Consider the following 26,147-nt stretch of genomic DNA (forward strand, 5'->3'; position numbering starts at 1 on the left):
AAGGGAGCCGGGGAATACGAAATGACCGACAAGCGTTCGAAGAACGAGATTATCAAAGAGCACAGTCATCAGCTGCGCGGTACGCTGGCTGAGGGGCTGCTCAAAGTCGAAACAGGCGCCATCGCGGAAGACGATCAGCAGCTGATCAAGTTCCACGGCTCCTACATTCAGGACGATCGCGACGTTCGCGGCGAGCGGGGAAAGAAGAAGCTCGAGAAGGCTTACTCCTTCATGATCCGCCTGCGCATTCCGGGGGGCGTCGTGACGGCGAAGCAGTGGATCGGCCTCGATACCATCGCGAGCACGTATGCGAACGGCACGATGCGGCTGACGACGCGCGAAACATTCCAGTTTCACGGCGTCATCAAGTCGAACCTCAAGCGCACGATGCAGTCGTTCAACGACATCTGCCTCGATACGCTGGCTGCTTGCGGCGACGTCAATCGCAACGTGATGACGGCCGCCAATCCGCATCTGTCGAAGGCGCACCGGCAAGCCTACGATCTCGGCAAGGCGATCAGCGAGCACTTGCTTCCCAGAACGGGCGCTTACCACGAGATCTGGCTCGACGGCGAGAAGGTCGAGGATGCGTCGCGGCCCGCGAAGAAGGACGAGGAGCCGATCTACGGCGTTCATTACCTGCCGCGTAAGTTCAAGGTCGTCGTGGCGGTGCCGCCGGATAACGACGTCGACATTTACGCGCACGACCTCGGCTATATCGCCATCGTCGAGAAGGGCGAACTCGTCGGCTGGAACGTGACCGTCGGCGGCGGCATGGGCATGACGCACGGCGATCTCAACACCTTCCCGCGCGCTGCTGATCTGCTCGGCTTCTGCAAGCCGGAGCAGGCGATCGACGTTGCCGAAAAGGTCGTCACCGTTCAGCGCGACTGGGGTAATCGCGAGAACCGCGCGCGGGCGCGGCTGAAATATACGATCGAAGATCGCGGGCTCGATAATTTCCGTGAAGAAGTCGAAAAGCGTCTCGGGTTCAAGTTCGAGAAACCGAAACCGTTCAAGTTAACCGGAACGGGCGACAAGATCGGCTGGCGGCAAACGGTCGATGCGAAGAAGGGTTCGGAGAAGGCGTGGCATCTGACGCTCTTCGTCGAGAACGGCCGCATCAAGGATCGCCCCGGCTATGCGTTGCGGACGGCGCTGCGCGAGATCGCCGAACTCGGCATCTGCGATTTCGTCTGCACGGCCAACCAGAACGTCATACTCTCCAACGCGACGGCGAAAGCGAAAACCAAGATCGAAGCGATCTTCAAATCTCACGGCGTTTCACTCGACGTATCGTCGGGACTTCGGCGCAATGCGATGTCGTGCGTTGCGCTGCCGACGTGCGGTTTGGCATTGGCGGAAGCGGAGCGTTTTCTTCCGGATCTCGTTACCGCGCTCGAGGAAAGTCTCGACAAGGCCGGTCTCAACGACGACGACATCGTCATTCGCATGACGGGTTGCCCGAATGGCTGCGCGCGGCCGTATCTTGCCGAGATCGGCCTCGTCGGCCGCAATCCGGGGCTTTACAACCTTTACCTCGGCGCAGCGTTCAACGGTTCGCGGCTCTCGAAGCTTTACGCGCAGGATGTCGACAAGCAGCGCATCGTTTCGCTGCTCGAACCGCTCTTCATCGCCTATTCGAAAGAGCGGGAGAAGGGCGAGCACTTCGGCGACTTCGCGATCCGGCATGGCGCCGTGGCGATCACGCCGGCCGGCAACCAATTCCACGCGGATGTGAAGCTGGTTTGAGGGGCACTAAACCGTTTCTTTCGGCATCCCGGCGAAGGCCGGGATCCATCCAAGCCTGAATAGCGAAGAACAGAAGCTTGGTGGGATCCCCGCCTGCGCGGGGATGACGTTGCTTGGGTAGGTATGTCTACGCGTCATCGGCGTGCAGCTCGTCGGCGCGCGGCGGCAATGCGCAGCTACTCCGCGTCTCTGCGTGGATGATACAGAAGTAACGACGACGCGAATTCGCCAACTCCGGCATCCCCCGGCGAAGGCCGGGATCCATCCAAGCCTGAATGGCGAAGAACAGAAGCCTGGACGGATCCCCGCCTGCGCGGGGATGACGTTCTGTGGGGGCTTTTCCCGGCCGACTTTAGTTTCTGTAGAGTTGGTAGCGCAGCAACCAGTCGCGCAGAATGCACGCCGACGTGAAGCTGGTTTGGTTTTCTTCGTCATCCTCGAGCGCGCGAGCGAAGCGATGCGCGTTCGAGGATCTCACAATTGTCTCACACAATGTCATCCTCGGCTTTAGGCCGAGGATCCATCGCGCCGCGGACTGCGGCGTTTGGGGATAAATGGATCCTCGGGACAAGCCCGAGGATGACAGGGAGGCACTGAATTTTTAGAGCTTCAGCGAGAGCTGGTAGGCGGCGAAGCAGAGGATCACCGCCAGGAAGATGCGCAGCAGCTGATCGGGTAGAACCCCGGTCAGGCGCGATCCGAGCGCGATGCCTGGAATCGAGCCGACGAGAAGCAATCCCAACAGCGCGAAACTCGTGTTCCCGATCGACATGTGGCCGAGGCCCGATACGAGCGTCAGCGGCACTGCGTGCACGATGTCGGTGCCGATCAGGCGGCGTGTGCGGAGCATCGGATAGAGCAGCGTCAAGACGACGACGCCGATGGCGCCTGCGCCGACCGACGTCAGCGTTACGATCGAGCCCAGCGTCAGGCCGAGCAGCAGCGTCGGCAAGCGGCGGACTTTGATCTCCGCCGGTTCGCCCGCGTTCGCATGGCCGCGAACGACGAACGGATAGATCAGGATCGCGATCGAACTCAGCACAAGTGCCGCGACGAGCGCCTGCTTGATGAAATGAGCAAGCGCCGCAGTGTCGGGATTGAGAAGGTGCAGAACGATAAGCATCGCGACGGAGCCCGGAACGCTGCCCAATGCGAGCCAGCCGACAAGGCGCCAATTGACGTTTCCGAAATTGTGATGAGGCCAGGTGGCCGACGCCTTGGTGATCGAGGCAAACAGCAAGTCCGTGCCGACAGCCAGGGCGGGCGGCACACCGATGTTCGTAATCAAGAACGGAGTCATCAGCGAGCCCGCGCCGACGCCCGTCATCCCGACGAGGAAGCCGACGACGAAGCCGCCCGTAATCACCATTGGCCACAGGGTTTGCAAATCGAATTCGGGCATGGGATTCCGTCGTGCGGTTGACGGATTGACCTACGCGAGATCACCCCGATCTGCAATTGCGGATTTCTCGTCTTTATGACGGAGCGTTATCCGCGGAGGTTTGTTTGCGCGCGGCGACTCGCGTTCCGGCCGCCGTGCGCGAAGCTATGTAGGTGTCGGGGGCTTAGAGTCCCGGGTCCATCCCGTCGTCGACTGGAGGCGGCGGTTCGATCGCCACGGAGACGCCAGCCGAGCGTAGAAGGATCGCAACCTCGTTGGCGCGGCGCATGAACTCTTCGCGATCGCTCGAACTCATCGACAGGTCGCGATTGAGGCCGTTTGCGAGCATATCGCGCTTCAACACGAAATGACCCTCGGCCGGTTGTTCTGCCTTGGCGTTGACGGATGTCGCGATGCCACCGGCCATCGTTGCGCCGGTGACGGAATCAACGAGCAACAGCGTTCCGGTCTCCGGCGTCTCGGAGAAGACGTCGATTGAGGCCGCGCGGCCGAGCGAAATTTTCGCGATCGCGATATCGTTCGCGCTGCAGCTACGAGCTGGACGCGACGCCATCGTTTCGAGATCGAGGAGTGCCTTGATCTCGATGTTGGAGATCGGGATGAGGTCGGTCGACGTTCGCAAGAGGTAGCCAGCCGTGGGGCTGAATGGATCTTCCGAGAGCCAGACGAAGCGAGCTTCGACCGTTTGCGCCGCTACGGGGCGCATCTCGGGCGCGGACAGCACGGCGCCGCGCGACACGTCGATATCGACGTCGAGCTGAAGGGCGACGGCCTGACCGGCGGAGGCGCTTGGAAGGTCGCCGTTCATCGTCGCGATGCGGATGACCTTACCGCTGGCGTTGCTCAGGGCATCGACCACGACGTCGCCGATTTTCACCGAGCCTGACGTGACCGTGCCGGCAAGGCCGCGGAAATCCTGGCCGTCGCGCAGGACGGTCTGTACGGGAAAGCGGAAGACGGAACCTGCTTCGCTGACACGGCTCGGCGTTTTCTCCAGGTGCTGGATCAGCGTCGGGCCCGAGTACCAGGACATATTATCTGAGGCCGCCGAGACGTTATCGCCAAAGACGGCGGACAGCGGGATCGCGGTTGCGTCCCAGAAATTGAATTTCCAGCACAGCGTGCGGAAGTCGGCCTCGATTTTGCGGAACACGTCTTCCGACCAGCCGACGAGGTCCATCTTGTTTACAGCGAGCACGACGTGCTTCACGCCGACGAGATCGAGGATCGCCGTGTGGCGTTTCGTTTGCTTCTTCACGCCCGAGCGCGCATCGACGAGCACGATCGCGACGTCGGCATGGGACGCGCCCGATGCCATGTTGCGCGTGTATTGCTCGTGACCGGGGGAATCGATGATGACGAAACGGCGCGTTTCGGTATCGAAATACTTCCAGGCGATATCGATCGTTATGCCTTGCTCGCGCTCGGCGACGAGGCCGTCCAGCAGCATCGAGAAATCGGGAAGATCGGTGCCCGCGGCCTTGCGGCCCGAGCGGCGAACGTTCTCGCGCTGATCCTCGTAGAGATCGGACGCATCCCAGAGCAGCCGGCCGATCAAGGTCGATTTGCCGTCGTCGACGGAGCCGCAGGTGAGAAGATGCGTAATGCCGCCAAGCTCGTGCACGAGATTGGGCACGACTTCGAGACGGGGCGCAGCCTTTTGCGCGGCTTCCGTTTTATGCAGTGCGTGCACCGACATCAGAAATAGCCTTCCTGCTTCTTCTTTTCCATTGCGCCGACCTGATCGTGATCGATCAAGCGGCCCTGGCGTTCCGAAGTCTGCGCGTTGATCGTTTCCGCAACGACGGCTTCGATCGTATCAGCGTCAGACTCGACGGCGGCGGTGAGAGGATAATCGCCGAGGGTGCGGAAGCGGATCTTTCGCATCTCGACTTTTTCACCGTCTCGCGGCTGGAGACGATGGTCGTCCTGCATCAGGATTTGTCCGTTGCGGACGATCGTCGGTCTCTCGGCGGCGTAATAGAGCGGCACGACCTCGAGCTTCTCGCGGAGGATGTAGCGCCAGACGTCCTTTTCGGTCCAATTCGACATCGGGAAGACGCGGACGGTCTCTCCGGTTCCGAGACGGCCGTTCAACAGGTGCCACATCTCGGGGCGTTGTCTGCGCGGGTCCCAGCGGTGGCCCGAGGCTCGAAACGAGAAGACGCGCTCTTTGGCACGGCTTGCTTCTTCGTCGCGGCGGGCGCCCCCGAACGCAGCATCGAAGCCGTACTTGTCGAGTGCCTGCTTCAAAGCCTGCGTCTTCAGCACGTCGGTGTGGATCGAGGGCGCGTGATCGATCGGATTGATCCCGCGCTTGATGCCTTCCTCGTTGGTGTGGACGATCAGGTTCAATCCGAGTTCACGGGCCGTGCGATCGCGGAATGCGATCATATCCCGGAACTTCCACGTCGTATCGACGTGAAGCAGCGGGAAAGGCACGGCTTGCGGGAAGAATGCCTTCCGCGCGAGATGCAGGAGAACGGTTGAATCCTTGCCAATCGAATACATCAGCACGGGCTTGCGGAACTGCGCCGCCGCCTCGCGGAAAATGTGGATGCTCTCGGATTCGAGTAGATCAAGATGTGAAGGCGATGCCGTCATGCGGCGCGGTCCTTTGGTTCAAAGCCGGGGTCTTCGGACTGCGTGTGAAGTCCGCACTCCTTACCGTTCTCGTTTTCCCACCACCAGCGACCGGCGCGAATGTCTTCGCCGGGCTTGATGGCGCGCGTGCACGGCTGACAACCGATCGACGGGAAGCCTTGGGCGTGGAGTGCGTTGACGGGAATTTTGTTCCCCGCCACGTAGTCTTCGAGCTGAGCTAGCGTCCAATCGGCGATGGGGTTCAGCTTGATGAGTTTGGCGCCGGCGTCGTAGCTGGCGAAGTGCACGTGCGAGCGGCCTTGCGATTGCTCGCGGCGGAGGCCGGTCAGCCAGGCGGCTGCGCCTTCGAGCGCGCGATTGAGCGGGCGGACCTTGCGTATTTCGCAGCAGGCTTTCCGCGCTTCGACTGAATAGCGGAAGCCGTAGATGCCGTCGTTCGACACGAGCTCTTCGACTTCGGCAGAGTCCGGAAACATTACGCGGATTTTGATGCCGTACTTACCTTCGGTTTCGAACAGTGTGTCGAGCGTCTCGGGGAAGTGCCGGCCGGTATCGAGGGTGAAAATGTCGATGTCCGTCGCCGTCGTCGCCACGGCGTGCGTAATCGCCTGATCCTCGATGCCGAGACTGGTCGAGAATGCGATCGTGCCGTCGATGGCCGCACGGATCGCGGCGAGACGCTCCTCGAGCGTCGCCAAGCTCGCGAGTTTCGCGTCAAGGTCGGCCGCAACCGCATGCTGCGGCGCGGAATGATCATTACTTGCCGGTCCGCCAGGAGCGGACGGGGTTGCTTCGAACAGCGTCATGGAAGGCCTCCAGTGCTGCGATACATAGGGGTAAATCATTCCCCTGAGAAGCCATTTTCGCAAATAAGAATAGGATATTATTCCGGGATCTAAGGCTGGAAGACGTTTTTGTCGCCGTCGAGGTCCGTAGAACCCGGATGCGTTAAGCCCTGCGACAGACCGTGCCGGGGGGCTCTATTCTGGTCGGGATCCGGGGCGAAAGGGGGCGGGTTATCGTCTGGAGGCGCGCGCCGCCAGAGCAGCGCCGGCGTCGTGGAGGGATTACAGCTTCGTGTCGTAACCTCCGAGGGCTGCGCCTGCCGCGTCTCGAGGCGGAAGACCCGCCTCCAAAGCCGGCACGCCCGACCGAACGAGTGTCCGTTCGCTTCTTGGGAGAGCGCCCGGTCCGGGGGCACGGGTAATCGCTTCGCTTTTCAATCACCACGCATAGTCAAAGAGGTCCAGTTCGGCGCGTGCATTTCGTTCAATATGCTGCCGGGCCGCAGGGCTGATAACTTCTCGATAATGGATTTCATTCGGACGCACGCCGCCCTTAGCGTTTGGTAGTGCGAGCGGTTCGTCGATGCCCAATCGAGACAATATCGTTTGAAAGCCGCTCTCCAGCTCCTCGTAGCGGATGAAATGGTCCACCAGCACTTTGCCGCGTGACGCGTACATGAACCAGTTGGTCAGCACGGAAGGACTCGACTTCTCCAAAATATACTCGTTGATCGTTTCCTTGGTGTGGGTGCCGGTCTTTCGATTGTTCCAGAAGTATTGGCTCAGTGCCCGGTCGTATGGATTACGAACGATGGTGAACTTGAAATAGTTGTCCCAGACCGATTTGGGCAGCGCGCGCCGTACTCGGACGGCGGGCATGTGTTCGTAGAAAGTCTTGCGAAACCGAAAGTGTTTGGCGACGGGGGTGAGCGGCGGAATCGGCAGCGAGACGTACGCAGCGCGATGAAGGGGAATCACAAGATTGCGGGCCCGGTAGGACGGGTATTTGGGATCCTTGGATTCTCTCGCCGGCGCGATGATGTCGTCGGGTCCACAAAGCTCAGAAAGGGATATCTCGACACTTGTGCCGGCAGTCTTGCTGGTCTTGACGAATATGAAGCGTCGAGCGTGTGAAACGATCATTGAAGATATCCCGTGTGCTTCCCGGATACTCTGCGTGTGTCGGGATCGGTTAAAGTCTTGACCCGCGAATGGCAAGATCGATAGGCGCTTCGTGCTTGGGCCGGCCTTCGGTACGATGGGCGATCGCGCCGCCATAGCACCGGATGTTCCCTTTCCAGGCGGGAGAGCGTTCTAACGAGCGCCATCTCGTGCGAGCCAAGCGACCAATCCATTTGCCGCCCGCGTCGCGGTTGCGAATGTTGCCTGCAGCAGATAGCCCCCGGTCGGTGCTTCCCAGTCGAGCATCTCGCCGGCAGCGAACAAGCCCGGGCGCGTCTTGATCATCATGTCATCGTCGATGGCGGCCCAGTCGATGCCGCCGGCGGTGGAGATGGCGCGCTCTATGCCGGCAACGCCGACGACCGAGAGCGGAACTGACTTGATGCGGGCCGCCAGAGCGTCGCCTCCATCGGGAAGGCTTGCGCCCGCTTCGCGAATGAGGGCGAGCGCGGCCGGATCGAGATGAGCTGCCTTACGCAGAAAGTTCGTCAGCGTTTCCTTGCCGCGCGGTTTGGTGAGCCGTTCGGCCAAAACGGACCGGTCGACATCGGGCTTCAGGTCGATCGAGAGCGTTACGCTTCTTTCAGTGCGTAGCGCAGAGCGGATGTGCGGTATGAGCGCGTAAATCGCTCCGCCTTCGAGGCCGTCGCTGGTTACGATGGCTTCGCCCCGCGACGTGACACCCGCGCATGTGAGCGCGATGCGCTTCAACGCGGCGCCTTCGAAGCGTGATTTGAAGATCTCGGACCATGCTATGCGCACGCCACAATTGGCGGGAGCAAGCGGCGTTACCTGGATGCCGGCCGCGCTGAACGTCCCGGCCCAGAGCGCGTCCGAGCCGAGCTTCGGCCAGCTTCCACCTCCGAGCGCGAAGAGCGTTGCATCAGGCGTCGCCGTGACGGTTCCTTCCGGCGTTTCAAAAAGGAGACCGCGCTCGGGCGTGAAGCCGATCCAGCGGTGCCTCGTTTTGATCGCGACGCCGAGCTCGCCCAGACGGCGCAGCCATGCGCGCAAAAGAGGAGAGGCTTTCATCGCGCGGGGGAAGACGCGGCCGCTCGAACCAATGAATGCGTCAGCGCCGAGCCCGTTCGCCCATTCGATGAGGCTCGCAGGCGGAAAGCTTTCGACCATGGCGCGAACGTTTTCTGACTCGGTCCCGTACCGCGTCAGGAAATTTTCGAGCGGTTCGCTGTGCGTGAGGTTCAGTCCGCCGCGCCCGGCGAGCAGGAATTTGCGGGCGGGCGTCGGCATGCGCTCGTAAACGGTGACGCGATGTCCGGCATTCGCGATGATCTCGGCGGCATAGAGACCGGCGGGTCCCGCACCGATGACAGCGACGTCACGGGGGGCGGCTGAGGTGCTCACCATGTCCCGGTATTCGGCATGGATGACCACGGTTCAGTCGGGGGCAGGGGTGCGCCCTTCTGCAAAAGCTCGATCGAGACGAGGTCGGGCGAGCGGACGAACGCCATGTGTCCGTCGCGCGGCGGCCTGTTGATCGTGACGCCGGCCGCCCGGAGCCGCTCGCAGGTCGCGTAGATGTCGTCCACCTGAAAGGCGATGTGGCCGAAGTGGCGGCCCGCATCGTAGTCTTCGGGGTCCCAGTTATAGGTGAGCTCGAGCATCGGCGCCTTTTCGCTCACGGCGCGGGCTTCGTCCTCCGGCGCCGCGAGGAAGATCAACGTGAAGCGGCCCTTCTCACTGTCCATGCGACGGATTTCTTTCAACCCTAGAGCATCGCAGTAGAACTTCAGGCTCGGCGCGATCTCCTTGATGCGAACCATCGTGTCCAAGTAGCGCATCGGTCCCCTTTCCTTCGAAATTCTGATGTTGCTGCAAGTCGTCAGTGGCAAAGTTCGCGCGCCGGAATGCAGGCGCTGCAGCTGTGCCACAGTGCGGCTCTAAACGTCTCGCGGCACCGAGTCGCCTTATCCCGCGTTTTTGCGTAACTGTGGATGAGCATTGAAGACTTTCGCTTCTTCATGGGCGACTGCATCTCGGAAGCTCATGGGAATCAAGGCGAGATGAGCGAATCACCTCGGGATGATTCGCGGTGCAAAACTTATGAACGCATGTGGAGGAATTCTGCACCAAACTCCGCACGCAATCGAAACTGGGGATGAATCGCGACAACGTTTTTTTGCACGTTTTCATTGGCTTAATGTGTGACAAACGATGTGGATTGAGGCACCACAACTCGCGGTCAAGGGGGAGTGGCCAAAATATTGCCCCTAGTTCCGGGCAGAGCCAGTGTTATGGTTTACGCCGTTGCGCAGTTGCGTTTCAGCGTTCGCTTCTGAAGAGGGCTCTTCCAGAACGGACGCGAGGACGACAACCGCGGAATGCTCGTTATCGTTTGACGCACAGTACACGCGGGGTAAGCAAGTATGGGGGATATTAAACGTCCCGGGCTTTCAGAATATTTTGAACCGGGTCCGATTGGTCCCGAGGCGCTCGACGACGCGGCGGCCGAAGTTTTCGAGGTCGCCGGAACAATCAAATGGTTCGATGCTTCGAAAGGCTACGGCTTCATTGTTCCTGACAATGGTCTGCCGGACATACTTCTGCACGTCACCTGCCTCCGAGCCGGTGGATTTCAAACCGCTTACGAAGGCGCGCGCCTTCACTGCGAAGTTCTGCGCAGGCCAAAAGGCATGCAGGCATTTCGCATTCTCAGTATGGACGAAAGTTCGGCTATCCATCCGTCGCAGCTTCCGCAACGCACCCACGTCATTGTGCAGCCGGAAAGCGATTGGTGCCGTGCTTACGTGAAATGGTTCAATCGGGTACGCGGTTTCGGGTTCCTGACCCGCGGCGAGGGCACACCCGATATCTTCTGCCACATGGAAACGTTGCGCCGCTTCGGCTTCACTGAGCTACGGCCGGGCCAGATCGTCCAAGTCCGCTGGGGATATGGATCTAAGGGCTGCATGGCTGCGGAACTCAGGCCGGACGGTGTGCCGACGGGGCTGCCGTCCCGTAACTGACGTGGGAACAATGGCGACAGTCATGTCGAGTTCAACGAAGGGGGCCGCGATTTGCGTGGCCCTTTTTATTTTGCTGCCCATGTTTGCGGCGAGCTTCCCAGGCCTCAACCGGTTGATTGATCTCGTTCCGGCCGCATACGCTAAAATGCGTCAGGACAAGTTGACGATCGTTTCCGCTCAAGACGGGGCCGAGCATCCGTTTGCGATCGAGGTCGCGTCGACGGAACAGGAGAAGGCGCTGGGGCTCATGTTCCGCACGTCGCTCGGGGACGGCGAGGGCATGCTCTTTCCCTATCCGGCCGAGCGCGGTTTGCAGATGTGGATGCGCAACACGTACATCCCGCTCGATATGCTTTTCATTCGTGCTGACGGTACGATTGCGCGGATCGAGGAGGGTGCTGAGCCGCTGTCGGATCGCGTGATCTCGTCCGGTGCTACCGTGCTCGCCGTTCTGGAAATTGCGGGAGGTACGGCGTCGCGGCTCGGCATTAAAGCCGGCGACAAAGTGCGTTATCCGATTTTTTCTGGTGCGGCCCGGCCATGAAAGCGGGATGCCGCACTCCTTTCACAAGCCCCGACTTGACCTTAGCGGGCGAAAGCGGCAGATGATGGCCCAAGTCGGGGCGTAGCTCAGCCTGGTAGAGCATCTGCTTTGGGAGCAGAGGGTCGCGTGTTCGAATCATGTCGCCCCGACCACTACTTAGCTCGTTTCGAAGGTACGGTGTTTGCAACGGTGTTTGCAATTTCCGTTTCCGAGGCGTTCTCCCACTTGAGGATTGCCGACGCCGCCAAGCGGGCCTGATTGACCTGTTTCGCATAGTGCTCGACCATCTCTCGGCTCTGTCCGGTGATCGAGGAAACTTCGGCATCTGAGCAACCGGCCTCGAGCAGCATCACCACGGAGGACTTTCTGAGCCCGTGGAACACAAGCCCGCGCTTCTTCACCAGCGGCGGCTTATTTTTCCCCCATGACGTTCGAAAGCCATCTGCCGTCCACGGCCGGCCGAGTGTGTTCGTCAGGATCGTCAGCGACGTTTTTGGAGAACGCGCCAAGGCCTTTTCGATGATCGGCTTCAGATCCCGATGAATCGGTATCCAAAGCTGCTTGTCGGTTTTTTCCTGACGCACGCTGATGACGTTGGCGTGAATCGATGTCTTCAGCATGGAAAGCACGTCGTCCTCGCGCTGGCCGGTGTAGAGCGCCAAAGCAGCGACCTGCCAAAGATCCTCTCGAAGCCTGTCCTCCGCCTCTTTGATCGCCTCCCACGGCCAGGGGGCATACTCAGAGCCGCCCTTGAGGGGTTTTATCTCGCGACATGGATTGTCCAGGCGCCAGCCCCGCGGCACTGACCATGCCAGCATTGCGGAGAGGCAGCGGATGAGATTGTTGGCAGAGGCCGGCGTGTCGGCGTAGAGATCGCGGAGCGTCAGGACGTTTGGCGGCCCGATCCCCCGAACCTGTAGTTCTCCCCACGACGCCTTGATGCGCTCGCTATAGCGCTTCCAATCGATCTTGGTCTTCTCCGAAAGCTGCCGCCATTCCGGAGAGGCGTGCCATGCGCCGACAAGGTCTTCGAACGTATCGGATTTCTTCGCTGCCGGCGGCAGCTGCATGGCCCTGGCATATTCCGCCCAGAACTCGGAGGACTTTGGGTCGTCCGGAAGCCTAATGGCCTTCTCGGCGCGCGGGGTCCCCCGGAACTTCATGAGGTACAGGTAGGGCCTTCCCACCTTGTTTTTGACCTGTACGACGTGCGGCGGCAGCTTGGGCGGCACGACGGGCTCCAGCGTCATATGGATCATCGGTCACAGAATCGGCAGTCTTGCCGCCCCTCAGATAAGAGTCCACCTCAGCCCAGCAAAACAGCAATGCTTCCCCAACTTTGTGCGGCACGGGAAGCAGGCCGCGCTTAACGTATTGGTCAACCGCGCCGGGCTCCAGATCGAGCCGGCGGGCGAGCGTCTCCTTTTTCAAATAATCAGGCCAGGTCACTTCCCTACCTCTTGTGTCTTTGACAGGGCTCGGATGGCCGCCGCTATGTGATCGCCCCCGACCACGACTCCTGCATTGGGTCTACCTTCAACGAAATAGACTGGCCCGCTCTTCATCGTCTCCGCCACTTTCGCGCACATCTCTATGGTGGAGGCCGTAGACGCTTCCATCAGTTTGAAATGGGCGTCGCAAATCTTCAGAATTTCGCCGCTATCAGGCGCGGTCTCGCAAGCGCAGTTCATCACTTCTCTCCCTGAGACAGTGCTCGGATGGACTTGGCGACAGCATCGCAAGCGTCTGCTTGATAAGCATACGGGCCGTGGTCGTCGAGGCGGCCTTCCGCAATTGCTCTGTCAGCAAACTCTTGCCAGAGCGAGCGGTTGGACTCCGCCACTTTCGCGCACATCTCTATGGTCTCTGTACGGATGGTGGAGAGTTGAGAACGGAGCGCGGTGATCTCAGCGTCTTTCGACGGCTGAAGGCGCGCCACGATCTCCGCCTCGACGGCGTCGCGCCATTTGTTTACGGCTTCCCATTCCGGCGTTCCGCAAACGAGGCGCTTGTCGCCATTCGGTTGCCTGACCCCGACAAATTCGCGGCGCTCTAGCTCGCCCTCCGCGAATGATCCGATACCGGCGGCGAACATTTTGATATTATCAGTCATTCTCACTCTCCCTTTAGGTCTGTTGAGGAAGGGATTTGGTTCATGTGAGCAGCGGGACGCTCGGGTTCTACGTCACGGTCACCGATCGACGGCGGATTAGCTTTCGCGAGAGCTGCAATGGCGCGCTCAGTGGCGTCCCAGCAGTATTTCCGACCAGGGTTCGGAGCGAGGTTGTTAATGCGCTCGTATCCGATGACGGTGAGCACCAACGCCTCCAGCGCCTCATAGAGATCTGGAGCCGCTGCGATGATTGGCTTGTCTTCGTCTTTCACCGACACGTAGCTGGCACCATTCTTAGCCAGACCAGCGCCTAAGACGAGGAACCCGCCATCGGCGACCAGTTCGCCGCTATCCCAGGACCAAGGTCCCGGAGTAAATTGCGGGAAGTCAGGTGACCGTGAGGTCGAGTCCGCAAGTGATTCAGAAGAATGAACCATTACCTTATTCCTTCATATTTGGTTCATGTGAGCAGGGTCGCTCTCGGGTTCGTCAGAACGGTCACCTAGGCTTCCGAGTGAGGCGAGAAGCGCTTTGATGGCCTTCCGAGCAGCGCGCCGAGAGCGGTCGTCCATGGCGGTCTCAACCATCGCGTTGTCGCATTCTTTGATGGCGTCGCGCGCAACTGACCGCAGAATGTGGGCAAGCCCGGACCATTGCGCTTCGTCTAGGCCTCCCGCTTTGCCAGCGATCTGAGCCATCTCATCGAATTTGTCAGCCATAGCCTCTCCTCAGAAAATAAAGGCCACCAGCGCCGCTCGGCATCCTTTCGGGTAGCCACATCCCCGCACGCCGTACGAGGAGTTGTTTGCCAGGCGCTGGTGGTTCCCTCTCATGCTTCCTCGGCCGCCAGGGGCGAAGCATGGTTCAAATTCACTAGAGATAGTTTTGAGCGCCGCTCTTTGACCGCTTTAGCTTCGGCCTCTACATCCAGAAGCAAAAGGATTTGGGCCTCCACTTGCTCCTTGAACTGATCTAGATCGGACATCCACATGAAGACGTTGACGCGTGTTCCGATAATTTTCCCGTCAGCCACCCATCGCGCGATCCCGCCCTCCTCAATGAACTCAAGTGTCATCGAAATCTTGCGACCGTTCAACTTGCGGTAAAGGTCAGATGACCGTGAGGTCGGGTCCGCAAGTGATTCAGAAGAATGAACCATTCCCTTATTCCTTATTCTTACTGGGAGTGAGATAGGATCGCGCTTCAATCGCGCAGCCACATACGTTGCTGTCCCACGATGGGCCCGCACACGGCAGTCTCCCGAGAAGAACCCCGCACTCGTTGTCTCCGCGGACCTTTATGAGCATCGCAGTCTGCAGCTCTTCCACTCTTGCTGATAGACGGTCACGGTCTTCAAGCGCTGATAGAATGTCGGGGATTGCGATCGGCTCCCCGTTACGAAGGATCGCGGCACCGTCGCTGCAAACGCCCTCGCTGTATTCCACGGTCTCAGGCATCTTTGTTCTCTCCTGAAGTGGGGAGGGGTGAAGCACCTGCTGAACTATGCGGATAGACTTGAACTTGGTACGCCGCCGCCGTGTTCAGGAGCCCCAGCAGCCGCGAAAGGGACTGCGTCGTAATCATGTCGCCTCGCGCTGAGCAGACAGAGATGTTTTGCACGATCGCGTCACACCACTCCTGCGTCGTCGCAAACGGCGAATTTGGAATGTTCAGAGTTACAGAAATCGTGTCCATAATTCACTTCCCCTTCCCAGCATCAATCTCATTGCGTACATCGCGGGCTTTGCGGAGATCGGCGAGCGAGAAATCCTCAAACGGATGCGCGTTGACGCTCCCGAAGCCTAAGCTGTCGGGCACATCATCGCGGTACTGTTCGGCCAGATCTGCAAACGGCTTCACCACCTCTAGCAGCGCGTCTCTTTCTGCGAGTGCTTTCGTGAGGGCGGCTGCCAATTCGGTTTTGTGAGCCTTGACAAGCCTGATTGCCTCGTCGCGGCAGCATATGCCGTCGTATTGTTCATCTCGTTCTTTGATCAGCTTGTCTCTCTCGGACTGAAGCTGCGTAAGGGCGGCTTGAAGTTCGGTCATTGGGGCCCGGTCGGGAGAGTCGTCACTCCCTGTTCGGCCTACGTCGTCAGCTTGGCCTTCGCCTTCGACGATAATCGGCTCTGCAACTCGCACCGGGTTAATGGTTGCCCTCGCTTCATCTCTCTCTTTGATGAGCGAGTCGATAAGGTCGGCGGCTTGCAACTCCATCTCAGAAATTCCGAGACATCCCGCTTCTCGCGCCAGACCCACGCTCTTTCTCAGGAGCGCTACGAGTTCCGCTGGTTGCAGCACTGTCTCAGCCATGGTGCTCACCACAGATCCTCCGTGTAAAGTTCCCGCATCGTTGGAGCCTTCTTGAGTTGTCCGGCGGCCCACGCAATGCCAAGGGCTTCGACGCGAGACACAAAGCGCCCTTGGTCGGTCAGGAAGCCCTGGTCATCCGGCTGCGCGTACCGCGTGGCATCCGGCTTATCAAGCGTGCCGCAAAGCGTGTTGATGATCGTCCAGTGTCGCGCGGGTGGCGGCATACTTAGCGCCACGTCGCCAATCTTCACAGCGGCGGCAATAATGCGCTCTTCATCTGAAATGGGCTCTGCCATGGCTGCTAGAGCGCTCCTTCTGATGACTGAGATAGAGCTTCCTTCTCTTTTGAGAGGGAAGGTTGGTTCATGCTGACAGCGTCGCTTGGCTCTTCGAACTCACGGTCACCGTTCGTCAGCAGTCGCTCATACGCTTTGAATTGCTCTGTCGGCGGCTTGCCGGACCGAACATCGTCGGACATCACTGACCAGAGATCTGGCAGGCAGGCTGTAAACTCTCCGACGGCCTCACGAAGCGTATGACCGGTCCCTGTAGCGCCCCGTAAATCGTGAGATGTCGCGATATAGAACGGGCCAGTTGGAAGGTCATAGCGACGTACGCTGATTGAAAGCTCAGCAGCAGGCTGGTCCGATGACCGTGAGGTCGTTGCCTCGGGTGATTCAGAAGAATGAACCATTTCGTCCTCCAGTAGTAAGAGCGAGAGCAGGAGCGTTCATGGTTTCGAAGAAGCACATGGCGTGGCCCGCGAGATCAGTTTTCATATTCCGTCTCCCTTCCGCGCTCCCAGAGCCGCCAAGCATCAACAGCTTTTTGGTAATCGAAGATCGTTGACGTCTCGTCCGCGAGCGCTTTCTCTGCTGCCAGCAGGGAGAATTCACGGAGCGTCATAGGCGTCACGTTCCTTTTCATTCGATGTTTTCGAAGATCTCTTTGCGGATACAGGTGTAGAGCGCGTCGCGCGCGATGTAGGCGGAGAACGCCGGCGGAATGGCTTCGCGTAATTTGTCGCGCGGCATCCATTGAATGCCCATCGCATCGCGGGCGAGCTGCACACCGCTGAAGTTCCCGACGACGTGGATGAATTCACCGTCCCGAACGGGCCGTCCCATCTTGCGGAGCGGTGCGACGTGTTCCGGGTGCGGTGGCGCCGTGATGGGCCAAGAGCACTCAAACAGCCTGTGCCTGTAGGTGCGTAAGCCAAACATCGCGCCGCAGAGTTCGATTGGGTTGATGAGCGGCGCTCCGACGACATTCTCTATGCAGTACGGAATGCCGGATGCTTTTAGAATGGCCCGCGTCGGCGCGATAAGATCCGGGTGCTCGTTGTCTTGAATGCGCTGGCAGAGCGTGTAGGCTTGGCACGGTGGCGATGCCCAAATGAAATCAAAGCCACGGACGTTGATTGCCGTCGCGTCTGCCTGAATGAAAGGGAAGGGGTAGTGCGGCTGCGGCTCGATATCCACACCGATGACATCGAAACCCGCGCGGTGCAGCCCCTCTGAGGCTCCGCCGGCACAGCAAAAGAGATCCAATGCTTTTGGCCGCCTCGTGCTCATATCCCCGTCCGTTCCCCTATTGGTGCTTCACCCGTCATCGCTTTACCCAATCGCCATTGGCTTTATGTTTCCAGCCACTTGCCTTTGAGCCGGGTATGGGACGGGACTTCTTGCGAGCGTTGATGCGCTTCTCAAATCCGCTACGCGTCTTGTCGATCTCCGGCCGGCGCTTGCGAGTCTTCGCATCGTGGCAGCGCTTGCGCATCACACGGCAGTTCTCAAGCGTCGGCTCGCCGCCAATCGTGTCCTCTTTGATGTGATCGTATTCCGGGCCGTCCCCAGCGATGATCTTGACGCCACAGCCGCATTCGCAAATGCCGCCGCTTCGCTGCCATGCCGCCAGCTTCACTTTCTTGGAGAACTCCTGACGGCTCATCTCCAACCCCGCTGTTTTTCAATCTCATCGTCGACGTCGATCACCTGAAAGCGTACTTCTTTGCGTATATCGAACTGGTTCAGAGGATGGCCAACCGGCTGTGAAATCCACTTCGCAATGATGATCCACGCGAGAACGAATGCCACCACGAGAGCAATTGCTCGGACGTATTCGACGGTCATTCGAGCGTTCCTTCCAAGGCTTCAATCTTGTCGAGGAAGTAATCTTTCGTGACCTGAGGAACGCCCGGGTTCTTCATCATGTGGGCGTTGTCGGCGCGGAGTTGGTGCAATTGCTTTGCCGTCTTGCAGCTATCGAGCGCAGCCTTGTAGTTGTCAGCCCACGACTTGATCACAACGTCGGTCAGAGCTTCAGCGTTCTTGATGGCGCGCGGCTTGTGTTCGGGCTCATGCGGCGTTGCTTCGGCGCTGTCGTCTTCAAGCGTTGACATGCCCAGCATCTTGGCCAGACAGTTCTTCACCGCGTTCGTGAAGGCCTTGGAGTAGTCCTTGTCGTTGAAGTCCGTGCCGGCGCCCCACGCCCCAGTGACGATACGATCTTCGCCGTCGTCAACCGATACGAAGTGGCCGTCGATGTAGACCGCCGTCTTGTTGCCGGTCACCTGCACCCCATCGCGCTTCATCACGGGATAGAAGACGATGCCGTTCGCTAGAAGCGCCGACTTGGCAAACGTCACGACCTGCGCCGACGACACGCCTTTATAGGAGAAGGACGCGCCGTCTTTCGTCTTGCCCTTTATGTCGGCGTCAAGCGTGATGACCTTCACATCAGATTGTGCTCTTGCCAGTCGGAGATAAACGCTGTCGTCTGACTTCCATTTCTGAGTGCTTGCCGCGCTGTCAGCCACTTCCACTCGTCCATCGTCACTGGACGGAGCCTCAGCCACGCCTCCCATATCTCCCAATGGTCGGTCAGCACGCGCCCGCGGGTTTCGAGCCGGAACCTTTCGGGCTCCGTTAGCTCCCCCGTTGTCCAGTCGATCTCCTGGCTCAGATAGATGCGAGCCGGAATCCAGATCTTGCTCCATGCTTCCAGTCTCCTTTTGAAGTACCCGCATTCCGGACCATCGGTGTGCACGGCCCCCGTTTGATTTGCGCGCCACCACGCCAGTTGCTGATCGAGCGGCGTTGGCGTTCTCATTCGATGTCGACTCGTACCGTCGGAACCTTGTCGTCGTCTTTCGTCTCGCGTAAGCCGTTCAACAGATCGACCAATGGTCCTGTGCGCTCTAAGGCTCCGCAGTCTTGAGCCTCACGAAGGAAATGCATCTGGGCTTTCCCAAGCTCTTCCGCCGCGAGCGTCACCGCGTTGGCGCGCTTCTCGACGTAGGAAAGATGGAGGTCTTCCCGCTCTTGGTTTTCCTTGCGGACTTGCTCGAGAGCGATTTCGGCGCGCATCAGTTCAGCTTCAGCCGTCGTCAGCCGATCATTCGCGCGCTTGGCGGATTTCGCAGCTACGTCGAGTGGAAGCTTTCTGACAGAGGCGAGCAATCCAGCTGGAGGTTCTGTCTTCTCTGCGTTTGGAACGGCGTCTCGCCAGCTTGCGCCTTGTGCTTGATGGCCTTCGGTGCGGCCGAGAAGTTTGTTCAGCATGACCGAGCCCTCCGATAGAATTCGAGATCGTCGCGAAGCCGCTTATTTTCAGCTTCGAGATCGGCAACGCGCTTTTCCTGAAGCTCCAGCGGGATATGCTTGGCGACGGCTTCTCGGATCGCTCCAGAGTCATACCGGTCGCGAAGGGCATACCGATTCAGCGCCCACTCTTTGCCGCCGAGTAGAGCTTCCACGCTGTCGTCGATCTGACGCCACATCGCCCCTTGCAGGTTGCTTTCTACGTCCGAAAGCAAGAACGTTTGAACGTCATCCCAAATGGTCTCGCGGATCTTGTCCGTTGCCGTTTTGGTGATGTCATCGATCAGCGGCTGGAACTGCTCCGCTTTGAAGTGCTCCACATAGCGCTGAACCACGCGCTGTGAAGCGAAGTAGGCGGGACCAAGAACATCTCTCTTTATGCCCTCGAAAATGTCGTCGTCTGTGATGCCAATGGCTTCGCTCATCTCATCCCCCAAACCAAATCCAAATCAGCGCCAAGATCACCGGACTACTCGCTACGATTGCCAGTCCTATTGCTTCGAGTAGCCTTCGATCCATCTATCCTCCCGCTATTCCACTCGGCATCATGAACACCACGCCCACTGCGAGAACCGCGAAGCAGAAGAACAATGCGAGCCTCACATTCGGCCTGTCGTTGTCGCTTCTCGCGGTCGCGGCGCACGTCTGCGTATTTTTCATCCCGAACTCTCCACCAAAATCGAGCCAAACTATCTTTGCTCTCGCGCCAACACTGCTGCGCAAGCTCTTCACACCGGCACGCTTCGAACAGATACACTTGGACCGGGTCCATCAGTCGTCGTCGCTTCGCATGAGACCGTCGACGAAACGTGCGAGGCCGAACACCAAAGCCACGCAGATGATGGTGAGGAGGAAGGTGATCATTCCGCAGCTTCCCTCTGTTCCCATCCGCTCTCTGCAATAGAGACGTGCCAGTTGTCGACCTTCCCGCGGACGCCCTCGACTGGGAAACCCTTTTCGAGGGCGTCCGCGATGCCGCGCGCTCGAAACTCGGCCAAGCTTGACAGCTGCTTGTTCCGCAATGGAACCGGGTAATACCTGAGGATTTGTTTTGGCCGCCCGAGAGGGTTCGTCTTGTCTGTCGCGTATGCGTCGAGCATCAGCCCAACTACGGCACCGTCTTGATCGATATGCGCAACGCCGGAATACAAGCCGACTTCCGCGCCGTGATCGTCGATGCCGACTTCTTCGAATTCGAAGGTAACGGCGTAATCGTTTTCAACCGGAAGACGCTCGATAGGGATCACACCGCAGGTCATTGGGAGACCTCCCCACGGGCTTTGGCGAGAGCGCGCTTGGCTAATTCCCAAGTCGCCATCGTGTGCCCGCGGTCATCAAGAGCTTTCAGTGCCTCATAGAGATCAGGAGCCGCTGCGATGAGTGGAGCGTCATCGGGGTTGCTCACCGAAGCGATGACTGCATCTCTGTCGTCGGCGTACACGTCGCAGTAAGGGACGGCGTAGTCTTGCCCGACATCGCCAGCGTCCCACTTCCAAGGCCCCGGCGTAAAAGCTGTATCGGTCATCTGCTTTGCCCTCTTTGAGTTTTGAAACCGGCAGGCCGAAGTCTGGATGCCTGCCGGTTCCTCCCCTCTCGACCCCGCGCCGAGATCTGAATTCTGGAAGCTGCTGCTGCAGGTGGGTATCCTCATCATGAGGGGCCGTTATTGGCTCCTGCAGCAGCAGGATCAGCGTGGAAGAGTGGGAACCTTTGCGAAGCGTCTCGTCCGTGCTGATGTCCAACTTGTTAATTGGAAATTTCCAACGCGTCAACATGAAATTTGGAAATTTCCAACTCTCTGTGCAAAACGTTGTCCGCCCTGCATTCGCGGTGCAGGCGGACTAGGGAAGAAAGCGAATGAGGTAGTGGAGGACTATTCCGGCAGCGAGCGCGCCGAAAAATACTTCAAGAAATATCTTCTTCTCGCGGATGCTTTCGCGCACCCATCGAAATTCGTCGAGCAGTGCATCATGCCGGTGGCGAGGATTGTCGAGGTCTCTATCTCGAGGATCCATCGCCGTATCAATTCCGGAAAATCATCTTGATCGGCGCGATCCACTTTAGTTCGACGCCGGACAATTCTTCACCTTCAGGTTCAAACGAGCGAAGCGTGTAGTTGCCCTTGGCATCACGCTTCCCCAGAATCTTGAAGTACCTTTTTCCGTCTTTCGACTCTACGATGCAGTCCAGACCGATGAGATTATGGAAGTTTCTTGATTGCTTAGGTCCTGACAGAATGTCTCCCAGGCGATAGCCCCGACTTCTGTACTGATCTGTAGTCACTTCGAGGGAGACAAGATCTTCATCAAGTACGCTCAGCGGAAACTCCCTCGACGCGTGTCGAGCGGGTGCCCACATTTCCCCACCTAGAATTTCGTACACTACTTCCAAAGTTATACTCTGTTTTTTTTCATCTTGAAAGAGATTCGAAAGTTCGAGGCGCACCGCGCGCGCGACTTTCTGCAAATTCTCTATCGACGGCACGGTTCCGTTTCGGAATGCAGTCATGAAGGATCGATTGACCTTTGACCTTCTGACGACCTCTTGATCGTCCAGGCCTAGCTCTTGAATCCGATCCAGAATTCTTTGGCGCCATATTTCCATGGCCTTCTTTTACTGATCCACAGATTACCCGTCCCGTTGGAAATTTCCAGTTGCACAGTTGGATATTTCCAAATATCTGTTGGTCATGAGCGAACGACAGAAGCTTCTGCAGGACATCGAGAGTTTCATTGACAAGTCCGGTCTCGCCGCGTCGCGGTTCGGCCTGCTTGCCATGAACGATCCGGCTTTGGTCAAGCGGCTGAGGGCTGGCGGTGACGTGCGCACCGAGACCGCACAGAAACTCCGAGACTTCATGAGGGGGTGGAAGCCCCCTGCAAACCCTAAGCGTCGGGCTGAGGCCCGCGCCGCCTAGCATTCATCAGTAAGCGTTGCGTTTCTAGCGTCCTGTCAGCGCTTACCGCTGGCGACAGGAGCCTTTGCGCGCCGTTTTATGTCTTCCCCTCGGCGCGTGAGGGTGAGGTGCCCCAGTCCTGTCGCCTGCCGTGTGCGTCCCTAAACAACTGCAACTGCGGCCGGAGCTTTCACACCGCTCCGGCCATTTCTGACTGAGGGAAGCATGGCAACGAAAGACCAAGTCCTAAAGCTCCTAGAGAAGGGGCTCAATCCGCAGCAGATCGCGAAGAAGCTCGGGTGCAAGGATGGATACGTTCGGGCGACGAAGGCGCGGGCGTTCGGAAACGGGCGGGAAGTCCAGCGCCGCTATGATGAGGCGCACAAGGCCGAACGAAGAGCGTGGATGCGGGATTACAAGCGCGAGAGACGCGCGACCGACCCGGAATATCGAGAGTACGAGCGCGAACATAGTCGCAAGCGCTACCAGAATGATCCGGAGTACCGCGAGCGCAAGCGCATCAGTTCTCTCCGGTATTACCACGCCCGCAAAGCCGAGCAATCCCAATCCGCAAACTAAAAGACCTGGATCTCCGAGGGCTAATCGAGATCCAGGTCAGACGCTAATTCTTGGGGGCACTTGAATGACCAGCGACGCGACAAACTCAAAACCGGTCAATGATTTGAATCTCACTGATTTGCGTGGCGAAATAAAGACTCGTTGGATCAGAACATCTGTGGAAATGTTCGAGCATCCATCTCTTAATTTCGGGCCATATGACCGCCGCTCGGCATGGATGTGGCTGATAGCGAATGCGGCTTGGAAAGCACGCGAAATAAATCACAAGGGCGCGCGGCTCGTTCTTGAGCGCGGCCAGGTCCTCATCGGGCGCAAGTTTCTCGCTGAAAAATGGGGCTGGACGGAGCAGAAGGTCCGCACCTTCGTGCTCCGGTTATGTGAAGACGGCATGCTCGAAATCAACCAGAGCAACGGCCACTTCGCCAATATCGCAACCATTTGCAATTACGAGAAATACCAGACAGCTCAACCAGAGCGCGGCCAGTCAAATAACCAGAGCTTAACCAGTCAACAACCAGAGCCTAACCAGACTCTTACCAGTAATACCAATACTACCAATCTAGATTCTTGCCAGATAGCAGATACTAGTTCTGTTGCTGCGGGCGGGCCGAACGAAATTTCGGGTTTGAATGGTTCGACGGGATTGATCGTCGAAAGCATGGCCCATTGGCTGAACCCTTGGGCGCCCGACTACCCAGCTGCCCACAAATCGATCGCCGAAGCATGCCGGATCTACGGGCCGACGATCGTTCGCGATGCCTTCGCCGAGCTCAAGGCGGACCACGCTGATGGCAAGGTTCGCGCGCTGACGCACAAGGCGTTCTACGGCTACTGCCGGACGGCAAAAGAACGCCCAGCAACCCGGGCGCAGCAAGCCCCCACATGGTTCGACGAAGAGCGCAGGAAGCGCAGCGAATTTCTCGCTATGGCAAGGGGGGAAACGCTCAATGGCTAACCACCTCGTGGCGCGCTTGGCCGTGATGTACGGCAAGCCGGATACCGACGATCCGAAGGCTTGGTTCGACGAGATGGACAATCTCGTCAAAAATTATTCCCGTTCAGAGCTCGACAAAGCTGCCGACATCGTTTTGCGCACGCATCGTGGGAACCGGTTCCCGAGCGTCTCCGAACTGCTTACGGCCTGTGCCGATGCGCGAGAGATGGGGATCGACCACAAGCCGACGCCGCCTAAGTACCCAGAATGGACGCCTGAAGCGATCGCCAAGGCCGATGAGCTCATTCGCAGCGGCTTGGGGAAGCGTGCTGCCGAAGAGGGCTGGGTGTTCGCGCTGCACACGTTCTGCCGCAAGCACCGGCGCTTGCCGATGGACCGCGAGATCGGAGCATGCATCGCGGAAGCGAAAGCTTTCGACGAGGCTTACGCCCGCAACTCGATTGAGAAGGAAAAGGGCTCCCGGCTGCACGCGGCGCTGAACGATCTAGGCGACAGCATGCTCCGCATGCGCGCGTTCCTCGGTGAGGTCGTTCACGGCCGGGTTCGCTCGGACGCAGAACTCCGCGCTTATCTCAATGATCCAAAATCATTTCAGGTGAGGGGCCGCGCAGCATGATCCGCCGCTTTCTCTGCAGAGTTTTCTCGATGCACGACATGGAAGTCACGGACGAGAACTGTCCAGGGGCTTGGGATCGTGAGACCTGCAAGTATTGCGGGCTCTCCGTTGAGAGACATTGGCACACGCAGGAAATTCGGTTCCTGGATTTTGCGAAGAAGGAGGCAGCATGACGGAATACGCGTGGACAGATTGGATACAGCATATTCCCGGCCAAGAGCTTCTCCCAGGGACGTATGTGCTGATGGAGTTCGTGAACCGGGAGAGGAACGTGTGGACGAAAGAAGGGCAGATCGACGCGAGCCATAAGGGGCATCCGTGTTGGCGCATGCGCACGCCCAACGGGCCAGCCGTCATGATCACCCGCTACAAAATTCGTCTGGATGCAGACCTCACCGAGGAAGAAGCAGACGAGCATCTACCGGATCTCATCCGAGCATGACCAACGAACAGATATTCGAGATCTCCTACCGCTGGAGAAAAGGCCAGGACAGCTTCGACATTGCGAAGAAGATGGAGCTTAAGGAAAGCGACGTTGAGATCGCGCTGTTTAAGTACGTGATCAGGCCACGCAGACGGAGGGCAGCATGAGGGCAATTGCAGGAATTTTCCTCGGCGGTCTTTGCGGCTGTCTATCGTGGATACTGCTGTGCTGGCTTCTCGGCTTGGATACGCAGAGCAGCCTCGCGTTCTGGTTATTCATCCCGCTTTATTTCGGGTTCGGTTTTGCGGGGTTCTTGGCGGCCACAAATTGAGATGAGCGAGAAGGCGCTCAAGTACCGTGATCAGAGCGAAGAAGGTGAGGGCAGCATGACCATAGGCGACTTTCTAGCGAAGCATCCAGGGTGGACGACGCTTTGGGTCATCATCATCGCCGCGGCAATTGCGCGATGACCACCAAATCCATCAAAGGCTACCGCATATCAAAGTCTGGAAAGATAGAGAAGATTCCAGGGTTCGGCTTGGATGCGAGCCAGAAAATAAAACAGCGGACCAGTAAGAAAGTGCGCGTTGTGAAAAAAGGTAAGGCCTAATGGAAGACGCGCTTTCCCCAACTCGCGAACAGCTTCGCAGAGCCACTTACGAGCCGCCCCAGGTCGATCAGCAAACAGATCGGCGTGCCTGGAGAAAGCTCGCCCTCTTCGATCAGCTCTACCGCCGCAGCGAGATCGAATACTTTCAGTTCCGGGCCGCAGAAAAGCTCGAACAGCACTGGTACGGCGCGCAGGGGCATGACGTGCGCCTCTCAGACGAAACAGGAGGCTCAGGAGAGCGTCTTGAATACCCCCGGTCCTATCATGCCCAGATGGTGGAAAGAGCCCGTCTGGAGCTTCTCCCGAGGGAATGGCTGGCGTTACAGTGCCTATTGCAAGAGACCGAAGACCTAGCATCGATCGGCCGGAAGTGGCGCGCTGTTGGGACGAAAACGATAGCGCGGTCACAAGGGCTGATGCTGGTATCGCTAGGGCTTGAGCGGCTAGCGTTTCATTGGGGGTTTGCGAAGTGAACTCCAACGATGAAATTCTGCTTCGACTGCGCGGCGTTCCTGCCCAGAAGGGCGATTGGAAGGACAAGTACGATCCTAAGAACCCAAACAAGATCGCTGCCAATGACAATGACGCAAACAAAAAGGGCGACCCTGAGAGGCGCCAGATAGACCGTCAATCTGTCAGGCTCCCGGTGCAACTCCGGGAGGGGAGCCAGTCAACCAAGGAGCCACAAGTGTTTATACCATTCACTTTTTTAATTCCTGCCACGCTTGGCGTTTTGGCATTTGGTGTGTGGCTGGGGAAAAACTTTGGAAACTGAAAAAGGGC

Annotated in this window: 40 protein-coding genes, 1 tRNA gene and 1 pseudogene; 14 read left to right on the top strand and 28 right to left on the bottom strand. The window is 58.6% G+C overall.

The features are described 5' to 3' along the window. Positions 1-30: 30 nt before the first annotated feature. Positions 31-1,752 (top strand): annotated as a pseudogene (locus tag AACL53_RS07105) (NADPH-dependent assimilatory sulfite reductase hemoprotein subunit); the annotation flags it as partial. A gap of 601 nt (positions 1,753-2,353) precedes the next feature. On the opposite strand, the gene AACL53_RS07110 reads toward AACL53_RS07105, so the two are convergent. The 7 genes from AACL53_RS07110 to gloA form a co-directional block, all read right to left on the bottom strand. Then, the gene (locus tag AACL53_RS07110) at positions 2,354-3,154 is read right to left on the bottom strand and encodes a sulfite exporter TauE/SafE family protein (protein WP_339083792.1); all 801 of its coding nucleotides are present in this window, start codon (positions 3,152-3,154) and stop codon (positions 2,354-2,356) included. Positions 3,155-3,317: 163 nt separating this feature from the next. Then, on the bottom strand, positions 3,318-4,853 hold the full coding sequence (locus AACL53_RS07115) for a GTP-binding protein (RefSeq protein ID WP_339083793.1): 1,536 nt from the start codon (positions 4,851-4,853) through the stop codon (positions 3,318-3,320). Continuing rightward, on the bottom strand, positions 4,853-5,758 hold the full coding sequence (gene cysD / locus AACL53_RS07120) for a sulfate adenylyltransferase subunit CysD (RefSeq protein WP_339083794.1): 906 nt from the start codon (positions 5,756-5,758) through the stop codon (positions 4,853-4,855). The genes AACL53_RS07115 and cysD overlap by 1 nt, the downstream gene beginning before the upstream one ends. Then, the gene (locus AACL53_RS07125) at positions 5,755-6,564 is read right to left on the bottom strand and encodes a phosphoadenylyl-sulfate reductase (RefSeq protein WP_339083795.1); all 810 of its coding nucleotides are present in this window, start codon (positions 6,562-6,564) and stop codon (positions 5,755-5,757) included. Before AACL53_RS07125 ends, cysD begins: the two co-directional genes overlap by 4 nt. 417 nt (positions 6,565-6,981) lie before the next feature. Continuing rightward, positions 6,982-7,686: a sulfotransferase family 2 domain-containing protein gene (locus AACL53_RS07130; RefSeq protein WP_339083796.1), complete on the bottom strand. Its 705-nt coding sequence runs from the start codon at positions 7,684-7,686 to the stop codon at positions 6,982-6,984. A 171-nt stretch (positions 7,687-7,857) separates the two neighbouring features. Further along, positions 7,858-9,093 carry a TIGR03862 family flavoprotein gene (locus tag AACL53_RS07135; RefSeq protein WP_339083797.1) on the bottom strand — a complete coding sequence of 412 codons (1,236 nt, stop codon included), beginning with the start codon at positions 9,091-9,093 and terminating at the stop codon, positions 7,858-7,860. After that, a complete protein-coding gene (gene gloA, locus AACL53_RS07140; RefSeq protein ID WP_339083798.1) occupies positions 9,087-9,527 on the bottom strand; it encodes a lactoylglutathione lyase in 441 nt (146 codons plus the stop codon). Before gloA ends, AACL53_RS07135 begins: the two co-directional genes overlap by 7 nt. A gap of 585 nt (positions 9,528-10,112) precedes the next feature. Between gloA and AACL53_RS07145 the strand changes: the two genes are divergently transcribed. The 3 genes from AACL53_RS07145 to AACL53_RS07155 all read left to right on the top strand — a co-directional run bounded on the left by AACL53_RS07145 (position 10,113) and on the right by AACL53_RS07155 (position 11,408). Beyond that, the gene (locus AACL53_RS07145) at positions 10,113-10,712 is read left to right on the top strand and encodes a cold-shock protein (protein ID WP_339083799.1); all 600 of its coding nucleotides are present in this window, start codon (positions 10,113-10,115) and stop codon (positions 10,710-10,712) included. Positions 10,713-10,734: 22 nt separating this feature from the next. Beyond that, a complete protein-coding gene (locus tag AACL53_RS07150) occupies positions 10,735-11,256 on the top strand; it encodes a DUF192 domain-containing protein (protein ID WP_339083800.1) in 522 nt (173 codons plus the stop codon). Between the two features lie 75 nt (positions 11,257-11,331). Next, positions 11,332-11,408: transfer RNA gene (locus tag AACL53_RS07155), tRNA-Pro, on the top strand. Here the strand turns inward: AACL53_RS07155 and AACL53_RS07160 are convergent. The 19 genes from AACL53_RS07160 to AACL53_RS07250 all read right to left on the bottom strand — a co-directional run bounded on the left by AACL53_RS07160 (position 11,409) and on the right by AACL53_RS07250 (position 20,809). Then, positions 11,409-12,506 (bottom strand): tyrosine-type recombinase/integrase, encoded by a 1,098-nt coding sequence (locus AACL53_RS07160; RefSeq protein ID WP_339083801.1) that lies wholly within the window; start codon positions 12,504-12,506, stop codon positions 11,409-11,411. A gap of 440 nt (positions 12,507-12,946) precedes the next feature. Next, entirely contained in the window at positions 12,947-13,369 is a 423-nt protein-coding gene (locus AACL53_RS07165; RefSeq protein WP_339083802.1) for a hypothetical protein, read from the bottom strand. A gap of 2 nt (positions 13,370-13,371) precedes the next feature. Further along, positions 13,372-13,806 (bottom strand): hypothetical protein, encoded by a 435-nt coding sequence (locus tag AACL53_RS07170; protein WP_339083803.1) that lies wholly within the window; start codon positions 13,804-13,806, stop codon positions 13,372-13,374. A 12-nt stretch (positions 13,807-13,818) separates the two neighbouring features. Then, the gene (locus AACL53_RS07175; protein ID WP_339083804.1) at positions 13,819-14,088 is read right to left on the bottom strand and encodes a hypothetical protein; all 270 of its coding nucleotides are present in this window, start codon (positions 14,086-14,088) and stop codon (positions 13,819-13,821) included. Between the two features lie 110 nt (positions 14,089-14,198). Further along, the gene (locus AACL53_RS07180; RefSeq protein ID WP_339083805.1) at positions 14,199-14,528 is read right to left on the bottom strand and encodes a hypothetical protein; all 330 of its coding nucleotides are present in this window, start codon (positions 14,526-14,528) and stop codon (positions 14,199-14,201) included. 290 nt (positions 14,529-14,818) lie between these two features. Continuing rightward, entirely contained in the window at positions 14,819-15,064 is a 246-nt protein-coding gene (locus tag AACL53_RS07185; RefSeq protein ID WP_339083806.1) for a hypothetical protein, read from the bottom strand. Between the two features lie 3 nt (positions 15,065-15,067). Then, positions 15,068-15,691, bottom strand: coding sequence for a hypothetical protein (locus AACL53_RS07190; protein WP_339083807.1), 624 nt, complete (start codon positions 15,689-15,691; stop codon positions 15,068-15,070). Next, on the bottom strand, positions 15,688-15,978 hold the full coding sequence (locus AACL53_RS07195; protein WP_339083808.1) for a hypothetical protein: 291 nt from the start codon (positions 15,976-15,978) through the stop codon (positions 15,688-15,690). The genes AACL53_RS07190 and AACL53_RS07195 overlap by 4 nt, the downstream gene beginning before the upstream one ends. Positions 15,979-15,983: 5 nt before the next feature. Further along, complete coding sequence (locus tag AACL53_RS07200) at positions 15,984-16,376, bottom strand: hypothetical protein (RefSeq protein ID WP_339083809.1); 393 nt, start codon at positions 16,374-16,376, stop codon at positions 15,984-15,986. 229 nt (positions 16,377-16,605) lie between these two features. Then, the gene (locus AACL53_RS07205) at positions 16,606-17,256 is read right to left on the bottom strand and encodes a hypothetical protein (RefSeq protein WP_339083810.1); all 651 of its coding nucleotides are present in this window, start codon (positions 17,254-17,256) and stop codon (positions 16,606-16,608) included. A gap of 34 nt (positions 17,257-17,290) precedes the next feature. Next, positions 17,291-17,632 carry an HNH endonuclease gene (locus AACL53_RS07210; RefSeq protein ID WP_339083811.1) on the bottom strand — a complete coding sequence of 114 codons (342 nt, stop codon included), beginning with the start codon at positions 17,630-17,632 and terminating at the stop codon, positions 17,291-17,293. Then, positions 17,629-17,814, bottom strand: a complete 186-nt coding sequence (locus AACL53_RS07215; protein ID WP_339083812.1) for a hypothetical protein — start codon at positions 17,812-17,814, stop codon at positions 17,629-17,631. Before AACL53_RS07215 ends, AACL53_RS07210 begins: the two co-directional genes overlap by 4 nt. Then, positions 17,811-18,419: a hypothetical protein gene (locus tag AACL53_RS07220; protein WP_339083813.1), complete on the bottom strand. Its 609-nt coding sequence runs from the start codon at positions 18,417-18,419 to the stop codon at positions 17,811-17,813. Before AACL53_RS07220 ends, AACL53_RS07215 begins: the two co-directional genes overlap by 4 nt. Then, positions 18,416-18,793 (bottom strand): hypothetical protein, encoded by a 378-nt coding sequence (locus tag AACL53_RS07225; RefSeq protein WP_339083814.1) that lies wholly within the window; start codon positions 18,791-18,793, stop codon positions 18,416-18,418. Before AACL53_RS07225 ends, AACL53_RS07220 begins: the two co-directional genes overlap by 4 nt. Then, positions 18,790-19,245, bottom strand: coding sequence for a hypothetical protein (locus tag AACL53_RS07230; protein ID WP_339083815.1), 456 nt, complete (start codon positions 19,243-19,245; stop codon positions 18,790-18,792). Before AACL53_RS07230 ends, AACL53_RS07225 begins: the two co-directional genes overlap by 4 nt. Next, positions 19,239-19,709, bottom strand: coding sequence for a hypothetical protein (locus AACL53_RS07235; protein ID WP_339083816.1), 471 nt, complete (start codon positions 19,707-19,709; stop codon positions 19,239-19,241). The genes AACL53_RS07230 and AACL53_RS07235 overlap by 7 nt, the downstream gene beginning before the upstream one ends. 94 nt (positions 19,710-19,803) lie before the next feature. After that, positions 19,804-19,944 (bottom strand): hypothetical protein, encoded by a 141-nt coding sequence (locus tag AACL53_RS07240; protein ID WP_339083817.1) that lies wholly within the window; start codon positions 19,942-19,944, stop codon positions 19,804-19,806. Positions 19,945-20,144: 200 nt separating this feature from the next. Further along, positions 20,145-20,543: a hypothetical protein gene (locus tag AACL53_RS07245; protein WP_339083818.1), complete on the bottom strand. Its 399-nt coding sequence runs from the start codon at positions 20,541-20,543 to the stop codon at positions 20,145-20,147. Continuing rightward, positions 20,540-20,809, bottom strand: a complete 270-nt coding sequence (locus AACL53_RS07250; protein WP_339083819.1) for a hypothetical protein — start codon at positions 20,807-20,809, stop codon at positions 20,540-20,542. Before AACL53_RS07250 ends, AACL53_RS07245 begins: the two co-directional genes overlap by 4 nt. 46 nt (positions 20,810-20,855) lie before the next feature. Here AACL53_RS07250 and AACL53_RS07255 point away from each other — a divergent pair, with 46 nt between their 5' ends. Beyond that, on the top strand, positions 20,856-21,329 hold the full coding sequence (locus AACL53_RS07255; protein WP_339083820.1) for a hypothetical protein: 474 nt from the start codon (positions 20,856-20,858) through the stop codon (positions 21,327-21,329). Here AACL53_RS07255 and AACL53_RS07260 read toward each other — a convergent pair. Next, positions 21,307-21,888, bottom strand: a complete 582-nt coding sequence (locus tag AACL53_RS07260; RefSeq protein WP_339083821.1) for a hypothetical protein — start codon at positions 21,886-21,888, stop codon at positions 21,307-21,309. The genes AACL53_RS07255 and AACL53_RS07260 overlap by 23 nt on opposite strands. 85 nt (positions 21,889-21,973) lie before the next feature. On the opposite strand from AACL53_RS07260, the gene AACL53_RS07265 reads away from it, so the two are divergent. The 8 genes from AACL53_RS07265 (at position 21,974) to AACL53_RS07300 (ending at position 25,224) form a co-directional block, all read left to right on the top strand. Further along, positions 21,974-22,201: a hypothetical protein gene (locus tag AACL53_RS07265; RefSeq protein WP_339083822.1), complete on the top strand. Its 228-nt coding sequence runs from the start codon at positions 21,974-21,976 to the stop codon at positions 22,199-22,201. 204 nt (positions 22,202-22,405) lie between these two features. Further along, positions 22,406-22,759: a hypothetical protein gene (locus tag AACL53_RS07270; RefSeq protein ID WP_339083823.1), complete on the top strand. Its 354-nt coding sequence runs from the start codon at positions 22,406-22,408 to the stop codon at positions 22,757-22,759. A 64-nt stretch (positions 22,760-22,823) separates the two neighbouring features. Continuing rightward, complete coding sequence (locus AACL53_RS07275; protein ID WP_339083824.1) at positions 22,824-23,714, top strand: hypothetical protein; 891 nt, start codon at positions 22,824-22,826, stop codon at positions 23,712-23,714. Further along, positions 23,707-24,330, top strand: coding sequence for a hypothetical protein (locus AACL53_RS07280; protein ID WP_339083825.1), 624 nt, complete (start codon positions 23,707-23,709; stop codon positions 24,328-24,330). The genes AACL53_RS07275 and AACL53_RS07280 overlap by 8 nt, the downstream gene beginning before the upstream one ends. Positions 24,331-24,499: 169 nt before the next feature. Next, complete coding sequence (locus AACL53_RS07285; RefSeq protein ID WP_339083826.1) at positions 24,500-24,772, top strand: hypothetical protein; 273 nt, start codon at positions 24,500-24,502, stop codon at positions 24,770-24,772. Beyond that, complete coding sequence (locus tag AACL53_RS07290) at positions 24,769-24,921, top strand: hypothetical protein (RefSeq protein WP_339083827.1); 153 nt, start codon at positions 24,769-24,771, stop codon at positions 24,919-24,921. The genes AACL53_RS07285 and AACL53_RS07290 overlap by 4 nt, the downstream gene beginning before the upstream one ends. Further along, positions 24,918-25,085 (top strand): hypothetical protein, encoded by a 168-nt coding sequence (locus AACL53_RS07295; protein WP_339083828.1) that lies wholly within the window; start codon positions 24,918-24,920, stop codon positions 25,083-25,085. The genes AACL53_RS07290 and AACL53_RS07295 overlap by 4 nt, the downstream gene beginning before the upstream one ends. 1 nt (position 25,086) lies before the next feature. Further along, positions 25,087-25,224, top strand: coding sequence for a hypothetical protein (locus tag AACL53_RS07300; protein ID WP_339083829.1), 138 nt, complete (start codon positions 25,087-25,089; stop codon positions 25,222-25,224). A gap of 136 nt (positions 25,225-25,360) precedes the next feature. On the opposite strand, the gene AACL53_RS07305 is transcribed toward AACL53_RS07300, so the two are convergent. After that, positions 25,361-25,564, bottom strand: a complete 204-nt coding sequence (locus AACL53_RS07305; RefSeq protein WP_339083830.1) for a hypothetical protein — start codon at positions 25,562-25,564, stop codon at positions 25,361-25,363. A gap of 269 nt (positions 25,565-25,833) precedes the next feature. Here AACL53_RS07305 and AACL53_RS07310 point away from each other — a divergent pair, with 269 nt between their 5' ends. After that, a complete protein-coding gene (locus AACL53_RS07310) occupies positions 25,834-26,139 on the top strand; it encodes a hypothetical protein (protein WP_339083831.1) in 306 nt (101 codons plus the stop codon). The last annotated feature ends 8 nt before the right edge of the window (positions 26,140-26,147 follow it).

The organism is Hyphomicrobium sp. ghe19, from assembly GCF_902712875.1.
Classification (GTDB): domain Bacteria; phylum Pseudomonadota; class Alphaproteobacteria; order Rhizobiales; family Hyphomicrobiaceae; genus Hyphomicrobium_B.